Genomic DNA, 13,267 nt, shown 5'->3' with positions numbered 1-13,267 from the left:
GAATATGAGAATTATTTCTGTAGAGCCAACACCAAGTCCTAATACGATGAAAATTAATTTAGACCAAGAGCTGCCAATGGGAAAAAGTAATAATTATAAGGTTGATAATTCAGCGGAAGCACCTGAATTAATTCAAAATATCCTTTCCATTGAAGGGATTAAAGGGGTTTACCATGTAGCTGATTTTCTAGCGGTTGAAAGAAATGCCCGCTATGATTGGAAAGAATTACTTTCAAAAGTGCGGAATGTCTTTGGGGAGGACGAGGCTACAGAGGAGTCAAAAGAGATAAATGAACATTATGGAGAGATAAATGTTCAAGTTCAAATGTATAAAGGTATTCCCATGCAAATTAAATTATCGGATGGCGCTGAAGAAAGAAGGTTCGGTTTACCTGATTCCTTTATTCAAGCAGTATCAGAAGTTCGTACACCTGAAGATAATGTAGTAATGACTCGTAAATGGAAAGATTTCGGCGTGCGCTACGGTGAATTTGAAGAAATTGGGCATGTAATGGTGGAAGAACTTGTTGCAGCATACCCACAAGAGCGAATTAATGCGATTATTGAGCATGCAAAAAATCCGCAAACTGAAGCAAATGAAAAACCGGTACGAGTGCGAACAAGGCTGTCATTTGCAGATTTAGAGAATCCAGATTGGAAAGTTAGATATCAAAAGCTGGAACAAAGCGAAGATCCTACAGTAGATGATATTCCTGTACTAACGAAAGCATTAGATGATGAAAAACCATCTATCCGCAGACTTGCGACTGTCTATCTTGGAATGATTGAAGATACAGCTGTTCTTCCTTCCTTATATAAAGCATTAAAGGATAAAACGGTAACAGTGCGGCGTACTGCAGGAGATTGCTTATCCGACTTAGGGTTTCCAGAAGCAATGGAAGAAATGATCCATGCATTAGATGATAAAAGCAAGATTGTTCGATGGAGAGCCGCTATGTTCTTGTATGAAGTTGGAGATGAGAGAGCATTGGCTGCACTTAAGGCTCATGAGGATGATCCAGAATTTGAAGTGAGCTTACAAATAAAACTAGCAATTGAGCGAATTGAACTAGGAGAAGAAGCAAAAGGTTCTGTTTGGAAACAAATGACCGAAGCGCGAAAATAAGCTGTAACTATATTTTCCTAATGCTAAAGATTGTACGAAAAACATTTCTAATGTATATTTAGGAATAGAATATACGTATATTATGGAGGGATTACTTATGTCAATGGCATATGATGAGTATATGAAACAAGTGGTAAAACCGATGAGAGCAGAATTAACCCAAGCAGGCTTTGAAGAATTGCTGACAGAAGACGCTGTGGAACAATTTATTGAAACAAACAAAGGTACTTCTTTAGTAGTGGTTAATTCTGTTTGTGGTTGTGCTGCAGGTTTAGCAAGACCAGCAGCAACGCAGGCAGTGCTTGCATCTGAAAAAAAGCCAGATCAACTAGTAACAGTATTTGCTGGCCAAGATAAAGAGGCAACAGCAAAAATGCGCGAATTTTTCGGGGATATTGAGCCTTCTTCTCCGTCCATGGCATTAATCAAAGATAATAAAGTTGTTCATTTTATTCATCGCTACGATATTGAAGGAAATTCAATGGAAGCAATTATGGAAAATCTTGTATCAGCTTTTGAACAATATTGCTAAAAACTTGGTTCATGAGAATAAAGGGTTACCTTTTTTCTCATGGACTTTCTTTTTTAGGTTTTTTGTATAGGGTTTATATTCGTCGATAGATAATTTAAATTTATCTATTTTATAATGATGACCTAATCTTAACATGATTCGTATTGAATATAGTATTACATAGAAGTAGGAGAAAAAATATGATTGTAACAACTGCCGGTAGGACAAATAAGGACATGCAAATTCTCGCAGATAGAATTGCCAAAGACTTCAACTGCAGATATGTCAGGAGAGAAAAAGTATCTATTCAGCACTTAAAAGAGCAATATCAATCAGATATTCTGATAATTGGGAAAAATAGATTTGAGTTCTGTTCGTTAAATGGAGAGGAGCCTTTCTTTTTTCACCCAAATTCAGCAGTCTTTCGAATAAAAAGGCTGATGAATAAGGAAAATGATCCTTTTATTGACGCAACCAATTTAACAAAGGGAAAGAGTTTCTTAGATTGTACTTTAGGACTTGCTTCAGATAGTATTGTTGCAAGTTATGTCGTGGGCAGTAGCGGAAAAGTGGAAGGATTAGAAGCGAATCAAGTGATTGCTTTTCTTGTAAAAGTAGGTTTGAAAGAATGGGAGACGAGTAATGCCGCTGTTGATGAGGCAATGCGAAGGGTTACAGTCAAGCATATTAACGCATTAGAGGCACTTGCTCGAAAAGAAGACAATAGTATAGATTGCGTATATTTTGATCCTATGTTTGAGGAAACTATTTCATCAGCTGGAATCAACCCGTTAAAACAACTAGCACTTTATGAAGAAGTGTCGGTAGAATTAATCAATCAAGCAAAGCGAGTGGCGAAAGAAAGAGTCGTATGGAAAGATCATTTTAGGAGCAGCAGATTTAACCAATTTCAATTTGAACAGGTGAAGCGTAAAACAGCTAAATTCCATTATGGAATCTGGTTAAAAAAAGAATAATAAAAAAATAACCTCTATGATAAGGATAATAGTAGAAGATTAGCTAGTAAATAATATATACTTATTCTATAAATATTTTTTCATATATTAACATCAGGATGCGGAAAGCGAGGTGTAATAAATGCCTAATTGGCTTCGTAAAAGCCTGGTCGTATTTGTTTCTATTTTAACGTTTGGTCTTGTTTCACCATCACCAGCAACCTTTTTAAATAATAATAATAATGATAAGAAACCAATTGATGAGCGAGAAGTACCATTTGCTAGAGAAAGTATCGAAGATGAAGCGATATTTGTTGATAGTACTGAGGGAAATTTCTCAAGAGAAGATTTTATCAGCAATATGATGAAGGAAGCAGAAGCACAAAGCTATTTAAAATTCGGGCCAAAAATTAAACCAGTAATTGAAGATGAATTTCGTTTAGTTGTTCTGCCAAATATGGAAAAAGCAATTAATGAAGTAACGCATATTTTTCCAGAAGAAGAGTTAAGTTATTTAACAGTAACTGAATTTCCTGCTGCAGGTACAAGTGAACGGATATTTCATATTACGAGAGATAACGAGGATATTATCCGATTTCATGTAAGAAGGGATCGTCCCCCACAGGAAGGTTATTATTTTAACTTCCATTACCACACGTATCATGATCAATTCCAAACTCATTATGCACTTGGAGAAATTTACTGGGATAAAAATACTCCGCCAAAGTGGATGAGCTAAAAAGGGGAAATTGAAACTTTTTTATCTATGATTACGTAAAGGAACTATACTGAAAAAACTTGGAGGTAGAAAGATTATGGCAATTAGTTTATCCAAAGGACAAAAAGTAGATTTAACAAAAGGCAATCCTGGTTTATCAAAAGTAATTATTGGTTTAGGCTGGGATTTAAATAAGTATGATGGCGGAACTGATTTTGATTTAGATGCTTCTGTATTCTTACTTGGCGAAAATGGAAAAGTAACAAATGATGCTGACTTTGTATTTTACAATAATCCATCAGGTGGAAATGGTGCGATTGTTCATTCCGGAGATAATCGTACAGGCGCAGGCGAAGGAGACGATGAACAAATTATCGTAGATTTAAAAAGTATTCCAGCTAATATTCAACGTGTTACTTTTACGATTACCATTTATGATGGAGAAGCAAGGAATCAAAATTTCGGACAAGTTTCTAATTCATTTGTACGTATTGTTAACGAAGAATCTAATGAGGAATTGATTCGTTACGATTTAGGAGAGGATTTCTCTATTGAAACAGCGTTAGTTGTTGGGGAACTATATCGTCATAATAATGAATGGAAATTTAGTGCTATTGGCAGTGGGTACCAAGGTGGTTTAGCTGCATTAGCAACAGACTTTGGTCTGCAAATTGGCTAAGACTTTATAAGCATATTTTAGGAGGAACCTTTTTTCATGGGGATATTTGAGACGATTATAGATACATATGCGCAGTTTTTTAACTGGCAAATGTGGGGAGAGGTACTAACAGACCCAGTCAGCTGGGGCTATATTGGAACACTTGTAATATTGGAAGGCTTGTTATCAGCGGATAATGCATTAGTTCTTGCCGTGATGGTTAAGCATTTACCACCAGAACAAAGAAGAAAGGCGTTGTTTTACGGGTTACTAGGTGCATACATATTCCGCTTTATAGCTATCGGTATTGGTGTTTATTTAATCGAATTCTCATGGGTGAAAATACTAGGAGCGGCCTATTTGGCCTATCTCTCTATTAAGTACTTCGTGGATCGTAAAAAAGCTGCGAATCAACCAGAAGACGGAGAAGAAGAGAATAAAGGAATCAACAAAAATGGAATTCTTATTCGCACATTCGGATTATTTTGGGGAACGGTAATTTCTGTTGAATTAATGGATATTGCCTTTTCAGTGGATAGTGTTTTAGCAGCATTTGGTGTCAGTAACCAAGTGTGGGTATTATTACTGGGTGGTATTCTTGGTGTGCTTATGATGCGTGGTGTAGCGGGTGTTTTCCTTAAATTAATTGATAAAATTCCAGAGCTGGAAGCAACTGCTTATATTCTAATCTTGATTATCGCAGTTAAGATGCTATTAGGCGTTTTTGATATTCACATCGAACATATTTATTTCTTCGGATTGTTAGTAATAGCATTTGGAGCAACTTTCGTTATTCACTTTAGAAATAAAAAGAAAGCAGAACAACAAGGCGAGGCTTAATAATTTTTGAGGATATTTCTAGTTTCTGTCAATAGTTAGTACTAGGGATATCCTCTATTTTATTAATTAGAAAACTTCTTTGCTGTAACCCTTCCCGAAAACCTCTATAAACACCTTATGGATGCAGCTAAAGCCATTCATAACGAAATAATACTCAAAAAATGAATTTTATAGTAAAATAGTAATAATTATCCTCTTTTAAACAAAAACTATTTATTTGTGAATTTTCAGAATAGTATATAAATGGAATGAAAATACTGGAATGGAGCAAAGGAAATGAAATTATTCTCTGACTTAAATGAAAAACAATTGGAACGTCTTTTCTTCAAATTACCAGAAGAGGTGTTTAGCACTTCGGAGAAAGAAGTATTATCCTACGCACTTGCTTCGACATTGTATATGCCTGCAACTAGACCTAATATTTATCAGGACTTATTGAGAAAGAAACATCCTGCTTTAACCTCTATGGTTATTTGTCTGGAGGATTCTATTGGCGATCATGAGGTCGATTTAGCAGAAAGAAAATTAGTAGAAGAGTTAACCGATATTGATTATGCTATCCAAAATGGCTCCCTGATAAAGAGTGAATTGCCATTGATTTTTATAAGAATCCGTTCCATTGCGCAGTTTTTAAGTTTAATGGATATACTTGGTGATAAGATCGCTTTATTAACAGGTATTGTAATACCAAAATTTGAAGCAGAAGCAGGAGAAATTATTTTAAAGGAATTACAAAAATATAACAAGCTCGGATACTGTTTATATGCAATGCCGATATTAGAAACGAAAAAAATAATTGAAAAAGAAACGCGAATGAATGAGCTCCTCTCCATAAAAAAAGTGCTTGATGATTATAAGCACTTAATTTTAAATGTTAGAATAGGTGCAACTGATTTTTGTGGATTATATGGGATACGTAGAAGCCCAGAAACAACCATATATGATATTGCCATTATTCGAGATTGTATTTCAGATATTATTAATATATTTACACGGGCAGATAGTGCCTATGTTGTTTCTGGACCAGTCTGGGAGTATTTTACGACGAAAGAAAGATTTCTAATTCCTCAATTAAGAGAGACACCTTTTCGAAAACGTTATGGAAAAGCAGGAATGAGTATGCGAACACAGCTAATTGATAAACATATGGACGGATTAATAAGAGAAGTTATGATGGATATAACGAATGGATTAACAGGGAAAACGATTATTCATCCGACCCATATAAAGCCAGTTCAGGCATTAAACGTTGTTTCCTATGAAGAATATTTGGATGCATTAAATATTATGGATAGCAATAATGGAGAAATTGGTGTTATAAAAAGTAGTTTCTCCAATAAAATGAATGAAATTAAGCCTCATTTATATTGGGCGCAAAAAATTATTTTAAAATCAAAGGTTTACGGGGTGTTCCATGAAGGATTTACATACATTGACTTACTTAAACAAGAAAATTTCATTACCAATCATTGATCATTTACAGATGGACATTTATGTTAAAGAAAATCCATTTCAGCTTCCTATCGAGGACTTTTTTAAAATGGCTGCAAGAATCAATAAAAGACGGGCGTTTTTATTTGTCAGTAGACTACTGGGAAAGCATTTGCCAATAGAACCAAAAAAAGGTCTGCTAACAGGTTTTATGCTTGCAGCGAGATATGAAGAAATTATGACAGGAAAGCACTCACCGCAAAAGGAGAAATTATTGGAGATTTATCATGATTCCTCTTTGCCTTTCCTGGATAAGCCTTTTATCCAAAAAGAAGTTTGCAATCCTATTATTATTGGCTTTGCCGAAACAGCAACTGCACTTGGCCACTCTTTTTTCAAGGCTTTTAAACAAGCATCCTTTTTTCATACCACAAGAGAAAAGATTAACGAGCTGGATCCAATCATTTCATTTGAAGAAGAACATTCACATGCCACTTCCCATCGATGTTACGTAAAAACGGATATTCTTGCTAATAATCGGGAAATAATTCTCGTTGATGATGAACTCACAACTGGAAAAACAGCGATTAATATTATCCGAGATCTCCATAGAAACTATCCAAGAGATAAATATACGGTGGCATCCATTCTCGATTGGCGCTCTAATAAATGGCAATTAGAAATGAAAGCTCTTGAAGAAGAGCTGCAAATAACGGTTCAATCTGTCTCCTTATTGAAAGGTAGTTTTGAATTAGTTGGGGAGCAAATAAATCTTACACCTAAAATGGAGAGTTTGGTAACAAATGAAGGGAATCCATTGATAGAATATATTAGTCTAGAAAATTATGTGAAAGATCGCATTGTGCCATTGACGTCTTCAAATCTTGCGGGTGAGTGCAATAGCTTCCGATATTTAAAGGATACTGGCAGGTTTGGGATTCATACAGAAGAAGGAACAGATGATTGGATAAAAGAGGCTGCAAAGATGCTCAAGAAGAAGAGGAGGGGAACTAGTCTTTGTGTCGGAACAGGAGAATTTATGTATATACCCATGAAGTTAGCTAGCTTCATGGGGGAAGACATATCTTATCAATCGACTACAAGAAGTCCAATTTATCCACATAATGAAGAGCATTATGGAGCTCAAACAGCATATTGTTTTGCAAATCCAGAAGATAAAGAGATTGTAAATTTCTTATATAATGTAAAGCCTAATCAATATGATGACATATTTTTATTCTTTGAGAGAAATGTGAAAGAAGATAGCTTAAAAGAGCTGCTGACGGCATTAAAAGCAGTTCAGGTAAAAAAGATTAATATCGTCTATTTTAGCGGGAGGTAAAGATGCATTTTAACATAAATGAGCAAGTGAAATTCGGATCTTATAATAGTGAAGATGTCATTTTTCTTTTGAAAAATTTAAACGGAATTATACTAGAAGGTTCCACAGAGGAACGAGAAAAAAAGATTCAAAGTGGAGCACATTATAGCGAAACATTACCAATCGAATATAATCCACCAGAACAGTATTTACAGCTTTTTTGGAAGACACTGCATGATTATAAAGATAAGGTAGCACTTAGTACCGCAGTTGTCGCAGAGCAGATTTATCGTAAACATGGAAAACAAACGGTCTTAGTTTCATTAGCAAGAGCTGGTACTCCTATTGGGATATTAATTAAGCGATATTTAAAAGAAAAATATCATGTTTCTTTACCGCACTATAGTATTTCGATCATCAGAGACAGAGGGATAGATGAAAATGCCATTAAGTACATATTAAAAACACATAAAGGATCTGCTATCCAATTTATTGATGGATGGACAGGTAAAGGAGCTATTTCAATTGAATTAACAAAAGCCTGTGAAAGTTTTTTTAATAAATATCAGGTTCACTTAGATGATACATTAGCTGTACTGGCAGATCCAGGATACTGTACTACACTCTATGGTACGAGAGAAGATTTCTTGATACCGAGTGCTTGCTTAAATTCCACTGTGTCTGGACTTGTCAGCCGTACCGTACTAAATGAAAGATATATTCAAATGGATGATTTTCATGGTGCTAAATATTATCAGGAATTAGAGCCATATGATGTATCAAATATTTATTTAGATAATATTACTGAGGCTTTTCAAAATATTAATTCAAAGCAAGTTGAAGAAAGAATGAATGAGAATTGCTTTGATCAATCCGTTGATTTTCGAGGGATGAAAGAAGTTCTAGCCATTAAGGAGGAATTTCATATTGAGAGCACGCATTATGTTAAACCAGGCGTTGGAGAAACTACAAGAGTCCTTTTAAGAAGAGTGCCATGGAAGGTTTTAATGAAAGATCCGGATAGTCCTTATGTGCAGCACATCGTTTTGCTTGCCGAAGAAAGAGGCGTAGAAATAATTCCATATCCCCAAATGAGCTATACATGCTGCGGTTTGATTAAAAAGGTTGTGCAAGAGGGATGAAATTATTTGCATCTGACTTAGATCGAACATTAATTTATTCCAAACGTGCTTTAGAAGAAATGGAAACTCCTTGGAATCAATCGATGATTGGGGTCGAAGAGAAGAATGGGAAGTATGTCTCTTTTATGACAAAGGAGAGCTATGGTTTATTGAAAGAGATTGCTTCCCACTATTTATTTATTCCTGTGACAACAAGAACATATGAGCAATATAAGCGGATCTTTATATTTGAAAGAGATGTACCGGTATCTTACTGTGTAACCAGTAACGGGGCAAGAATACATCATAATGGAGAAATCATGAAAGAGTGGGAAGAAAGGCTAAAGCGGAAGCTTGGTGTGGAATGTATCGAAAAAGAGGAGATATTGGAAATGCTCCGAGAGTATTCTCTCCCTGGAGAATTGAAAATTGCTGATAATCTTTTCTTTTATTATGTGCTAAATACCACTATAGACTCCGATTTAAAAATACAACTAGCAAAAATAGCAGCAGCAAATGGCTGGAATATCTCATTGCAAGGAAGAAAGCTTTACTTTATGCCGAGTCCTGTTTGTAAAGGAGAGGCAATAAAGTATATAAAGGAACGAGAAGGAATCGAGCAAACAATTGGAGCTGGAGATTCCTTATTGGATCTACCTTTTTTAAATATATGCCAAACAGCGTTTATTCCTAGGCATGGCGAGTTAATATGTGGTGAATCAAGTAGATACTCTCATAAAGCCACAGCTCATAAAGGTGCGTCTGCTGGAGAAGAAATCTTAAGAAAAGTTTATAAAGAATTTACTCTTTAACGACTCTAAGGCGACCGAATCACGGTCGCCTTAGAGTCGTTAAAGAGATGGATTTGAATGAAGATAAATATATTTTATAGATCATCAGGTGAATCTTTTATCAATTTGAGCAATAAACAATAAATGGCGACAAAGAATAAATAGCAGCAAACAAATATAATAATCCCAAATAAGATAGATTCGAAAAAGATGGCCATAAAAAAACTAATTATTAGAGAAATAAAGATTAAATCAATAAAAACATACATGTTGGAAGATAGAACATTTTGCACATAATTTAAATCTGTCTCAATTTCATGATATGTGTATTTTCGAAAAAATGATCTCATAGTTAGCACCTACTCGCCTATTGTACTGTATTATATGCACAAACAGAAGGTTAGGTGCTAAAAACACAGGTTGAAGAGTATAAAGAAAAATCTTACGAAAGATTTCAGTGTGACGATAAAATGATTTAGTAAAATTAAATGGGATTTTTATGTGCTGCTTGTGGTGGTTAGGGGGGAACTCCTGTAGGATAAGCGGGATAGCCTGAGACCTTGCAGTCTGAAAGCAGAACGCGGCTAAGCGTGAACCCCTGAAACAAAAAGCAATAACCCTATACATAGGATATACTATAGACAAACTTATAATTCTAAAATTCTGTGGGTTTATATACAGTTTAAAATCTTACGAAAGATTTCTTTTCGGACTACAAAAAATGAAACTTTTTTATTAAAAATTCGTAAATAAATATAAAGTAGAATGTTTAGTGTTTACAAGGAGCTATGCTATGATAAAGATAGAAAGTTATCTTTGGTTTAAAATTAGGAAGTGGAGAAAATGAATAAAGACTTTTATACCATTAATAATATAATACTTCCATTGTCTGAAGAAAACTGGTTTAAACTTTTGCTAAAGCCTATTAAAGAAAGACCATTATATGATACCAGTAATCGTATATTTACTTTCGGGCAGGCAGTCGTTAAACTACTGGGAATATCGCTAGACGAGGATGAATATTATAATCAGCTGTTTAATTGGATACATAAAGATAATACTGGTTTACACTTATTAACAGATGAAACACTCGATAGGACAATCGATAATCAGCATTTCCAATCTATTCAAAAAGTATTTAATCGAATGAATGAGCAGAATTTATCCATTAATCGATTTGTTGCTTTTCTTGACGGAGAGAATGTACTGATAAAATCCTCTGTTCCAGCTATTCATCGGAAATTGCGGGAAAGTTTTATTAAAGTAATTCAGCATTTCGCAGAATTGGAAGAAAACGGCTTGAAAAATAAGGATTTAAGAAGATTAGTAGTGGATATTGTAAAATGGTCGATTAATCATTTACAGCCTGTCTTAGAAGAAACCGAATTAAATGAAAATATGCCTAAGTTTCTTTGGTATGGTGATGCAAGTAAAAGTCAGTCCTATTTTATCTATTATCTCCTTACCATTGGGTGTGATATTGTAATGGTTCATCCTAATGGCACAGATATTTTAGAAAAGTTAAAGCTAGATAAGGAGCTGTTTTTTCAGCATCAATATCCACAACGGAAAGAACCTGAAAGCTTTCCTACAGAAGAAAGAAAAAGAACAGCGACTGTAGCATATCGAGCGTCAAAGGAAATTGAGAGTATACTGCATCATGAGGGATCCAATCTTTATAAACCATGGCAATTTAGAGATTATATCCCCTTTTCGGTTACCCTAAAAACTACATATGATGAAATTTTTCTTTTGGAGAAAGAGCTTGCTATGATTCGACCAAACTTTGAAGTGAAAAATGGAGAAGTGCATATCCCTGCTATTTTTGCTAAAATATTTGGTGTAAGTAAAAATCGCAAAGAATACTGGGATCGTATTCACGGAATAGTCAATCGAGAGGATACGCTATTGATTAAAGATTTTCCGTTTACAAGAGCAATTATTAGCGATTACCGATATCATTATCGCGGAGCGCTGGGAAGAAACGGTTTACTTGATCCGGAAAAGATGATGAGTGCCCATTATTGGAATTATAAACAGCTGCCAACCGGCTTACAAAAAGGGATAGCTGCTGCAATTTCAAGAGTATGCTCAAGACCAGTACTTATAAAACAATCGGATGAATCAGATGAAGATGTAGCAATTTTTCTATTTTCACAATGTTTACTTATACCAGATGAACTTTTAAAAATGCTGCAAAAATTTGATTACTCTCAAGAAGTACCAAGTATTGTATTATTTAAAACAGAAAAAAGCGGCGTATTCACGCGAGAAGATGCAGCAATGTTAATTTTAATGAATGCATTGGGTGTTGATATTATTATTTATAATCCACCTGGACATGTCGATATGGAGAACTTTATACAAGACAATTTATTTGATGCCCATTGGCTCGAGGACGTTGTATTTGATATGGAGTATAAAGAGCCATCCTTTTTGAAAAGGGGACTGTTTGGCGGATTTTTAAAGAGTAGAAAGGGAGATAATGGATGAACATGCAACCATCAAATATAAACAATGCGGATAACCAGGTCGCAGAATTATTAACAGAAGAAAAAGTATCAGAAATTAAATTAGCGCTTAGAAATGAGCCAGAAGTGCAAAAATTGGCCCAGTCTATTGATGAAAAGGATCAAATTCAGATTCTTGAATTCGGGAAAGAGCCGGCAACGCAAATTTCAAAATTCTCCGATAAAATTCTTAACAATATGAGAACTACTAAAGTGGAAGATTCCGGAGAATTATTAAAACAGCTCGGCAGAATAATGGATAAATTTGATAAGAAAGATTTTGAAGATGCGTCAAAAGGTTTCTTTGGCAAACTGTTTAAAAAAAGCGAAAAGATTATGGAAAAACTTTTTGGGAAATATCAGTCTATGGGACAAGAGATTGATAAAGTATATGTTGAAATATCGAAATATCAAAATGAAATGGTTGATTCGACGACGATGCTTGATGAAATGTATGAGCAAAATTATCAATATTATTTGACGCTCGAAAAATATGCAGTTGCAGGGGCAATGAAGTCGGAAGAATTAAAGACACAAGTGCTTCCGCAAATCGAAGCTAAAGCAACTGCTGGAGATCAATTAGCGGGTATGCAGCTCGACTCCCTTAGAAATGCGATAGAGCTCCTTGATCAGCGGGTTTATGACTTAGAAATGGCCAAAATGGTTGCTCTGCAAACAGCACCGCAAATACGTTTGCTTCAAAGAGGAAATACAAAATTAATTGGAAAGATTAATTCGGCATTTGTTACGACGATTCCAATTTTCAAAAATGGACTAATCCAAGCTGTTGCTGCCAAAAGACAAAAATTAGTCGCAGATAGCATGAGTGAACTGGACAGAAGAACAAATGAAATGCTTGTCAAGAATGCGCAAAATATATCCCAGCAAAGCGTCGATATTGCAAGACTTGCAGGAAGTCCCAGCATTAAGATTGAGACGATTGAAGAATCTTGGAATATTATTATAAAAGGAATGCAAGAAACAAAAACAATTGAAGAAGAAAATAAGCGGTTAAGAGAAGAAGGCACAAAGAAATTAGAAGAATTACAAAATAACTTTAAGCAAATGAAACTTCAAGGTTAATGAGAGAGATAATTCCAATCACTTTTTATGAATTATCATGAGAATAATTGATAAGAAAAGTGTTTCGAAACTCTATAAAGTTTAGCTGCATTGATTGAAATGGATATATTTTCTGAGGCGAGAAATTGTCTTAGAAAATATATCATCCATCTTAACATAAATCGGGAAAGATACTAGTTTATTACTAGGAGTTTGATTGCA

The 13,267-nt window shown here is 34.8% G+C and carries 12 protein-coding genes; all 12 read left to right on the top strand.

What is annotated here, in order from left to right; genetic code table 11:
• The first annotated feature begins 4 nt into the window (after window positions 1-4).
• Complete coding sequence (locus tag NSQ89_RS11270) at window positions 5-1,126, top strand: conserved virulence factor C family protein (RefSeq protein WP_341132631.1); 1,122 nt, start codon at window positions 5-7, stop codon at window positions 1,124-1,126.
• 97 nt (window positions 1,127-1,223) lie between these two features.
• Complete coding sequence (locus tag NSQ89_RS11265; protein WP_047940439.1) at window positions 1,224-1,658, top strand: BrxA/BrxB family bacilliredoxin; 435 nt, start codon at window positions 1,224-1,226, stop codon at window positions 1,656-1,658.
• Between the two features lie 179 nt (window positions 1,659-1,837).
• The gene (locus NSQ89_RS11260) at window positions 1,838-2,614 is read left to right on the top strand and encodes a class I SAM-dependent methyltransferase (RefSeq protein WP_047940440.1); all 777 of its coding nucleotides are present in this window, start codon (window positions 1,838-1,840) and stop codon (window positions 2,612-2,614) included.
• Between the two features lie 121 nt (window positions 2,615-2,735).
• Window positions 2,736-3,332 (top strand): YpjP family protein, encoded by a 597-nt coding sequence (locus NSQ89_RS11255; RefSeq protein WP_341132630.1) that lies wholly within the window; start codon window positions 2,736-2,738, stop codon window positions 3,330-3,332.
• A 76-nt stretch (window positions 3,333-3,408) separates the two neighbouring features.
• Complete coding sequence (locus NSQ89_RS11250; protein WP_341132629.1) at window positions 3,409-3,990, top strand: TerD family protein; 582 nt, start codon at window positions 3,409-3,411, stop codon at window positions 3,988-3,990.
• 36 nt (window positions 3,991-4,026) lie between these two features.
• Window positions 4,027-4,809, top strand: coding sequence for a TerC family protein (locus tag NSQ89_RS11245; RefSeq protein ID WP_144580826.1), 783 nt, complete (start codon window positions 4,027-4,029; stop codon window positions 4,807-4,809).
• Between the two features lie 276 nt (window positions 4,810-5,085).
• Entirely contained in the window at window positions 5,086-6,282 is a 1,197-nt protein-coding gene (locus NSQ89_RS11240; protein WP_144580824.1) for an HpcH/HpaI aldolase/citrate lyase family protein, read from the top strand.
• Window positions 6,224-7,582 carry a phosphoribosyltransferase family protein gene (locus NSQ89_RS11235; protein WP_172885238.1) on the top strand — a complete coding sequence of 453 codons (1,359 nt, stop codon included), beginning with the start codon at window positions 6,224-6,226 and terminating at the stop codon, window positions 7,580-7,582. The genes NSQ89_RS11240 and NSQ89_RS11235 overlap by 59 nt, the downstream gene beginning before the upstream one ends.
• 2 nt (window positions 7,583-7,584) lie before the next feature.
• On the top strand, window positions 7,585-8,703 hold the full coding sequence (locus tag NSQ89_RS11230; protein WP_341132628.1) for a cysteine protease StiP family protein: 1,119 nt from the start codon (window positions 7,585-7,587) through the stop codon (window positions 8,701-8,703).
• Window positions 8,700-9,494: an HAD family hydrolase gene (locus tag NSQ89_RS11225; RefSeq protein ID WP_047940446.1), complete on the top strand. Its 795-nt coding sequence runs from the start codon at window positions 8,700-8,702 to the stop codon at window positions 9,492-9,494. The genes NSQ89_RS11230 and NSQ89_RS11225 overlap by 4 nt, the downstream gene beginning before the upstream one ends.
• Before the next feature lie 822 nt (window positions 9,495-10,316).
• Window positions 10,317-11,966 (top strand): YceG family protein, encoded by a 1,650-nt coding sequence (locus NSQ89_RS11220; RefSeq protein ID WP_047940447.1) that lies wholly within the window; start codon window positions 10,317-10,319, stop codon window positions 11,964-11,966.
• Window positions 11,963-13,066: a toxic anion resistance protein gene (locus NSQ89_RS11215; protein WP_095259065.1), complete on the top strand. Its 1,104-nt coding sequence runs from the start codon at window positions 11,963-11,965 to the stop codon at window positions 13,064-13,066. Before NSQ89_RS11220 ends, NSQ89_RS11215 begins: the two co-directional genes overlap by 4 nt.
• The last annotated feature ends 201 nt before the right edge of the window (window positions 13,067-13,267 follow it).

Source organism: Niallia sp. FSL R7-0648, from assembly GCF_038007005.1.
Taxonomy (GTDB): Bacteria; Bacillota; Bacilli; order Bacillales; family Cytobacillaceae; genus Niallia; species Niallia circulans.
The sequence above is the reverse complement of the archived record's forward strand: the minus strand, read 5'-3'. Positions and strand labels throughout refer to the sequence as shown.

Excerpts from the sequence above, each read along its gene's own strand:
- NSQ89_RS11270 (WP_341132631.1), top strand. The coding sequence starts at position 5 with ATGAGAATTATTTCTGTAGAGCCAACACCAAGTCCTAATACGATGAAA.
- NSQ89_RS11260 (WP_047940440.1), top strand. The coding sequence starts at position 1,838 with ATGATTGTAACAACTGCCGGTAGGACAAATAAGGACATGCAAATTCTC.
- NSQ89_RS11230 (WP_341132628.1), top strand. The coding sequence starts at position 7,585 with ATGCATTTTAACATAAATGAGCAAGTGAAATTCGGATCTTATAATAGT.
- NSQ89_RS11255 (WP_341132630.1), top strand. The coding sequence starts at position 2,736 with ATGCCTAATTGGCTTCGTAAAAGCCTGGTCGTATTTGTTTCTATTTTA.
- NSQ89_RS11235 (WP_172885238.1), top strand. The coding sequence starts at position 6,224 with ATGAAGGATTTACATACATTGACTTACTTAAACAAGAAAATTTCATTA.
- NSQ89_RS11220 (WP_047940447.1), top strand. The coding sequence starts at position 10,317 with ATGAATAAAGACTTTTATACCATTAATAATATAATACTTCCATTGTCT.
- NSQ89_RS11215 (WP_095259065.1), top strand. The coding sequence starts at position 11,963 with ATGAACATGCAACCATCAAATATAAACAATGCGGATAACCAGGTCGCA.
- NSQ89_RS11225 (WP_047940446.1), top strand. The coding sequence starts at position 8,700 with ATGAAATTATTTGCATCTGACTTAGATCGAACATTAATTTATTCCAAA.
- NSQ89_RS11250 (WP_341132629.1), top strand. The coding sequence starts at position 3,409 with ATGGCAATTAGTTTATCCAAAGGACAAAAAGTAGATTTAACAAAAGGC.
- NSQ89_RS11240 (WP_144580824.1), top strand. The coding sequence starts at position 5,086 with ATGAAATTATTCTCTGACTTAAATGAAAAACAATTGGAACGTCTTTTC.
- NSQ89_RS11245 (WP_144580826.1), top strand. The coding sequence starts at position 4,027 with ATGGGGATATTTGAGACGATTATAGATACATATGCGCAGTTTTTTAAC.
- NSQ89_RS11265 (WP_047940439.1), top strand. The coding sequence starts at position 1,224 with ATGTCAATGGCATATGATGAGTATATGAAACAAGTGGTAAAACCGATG.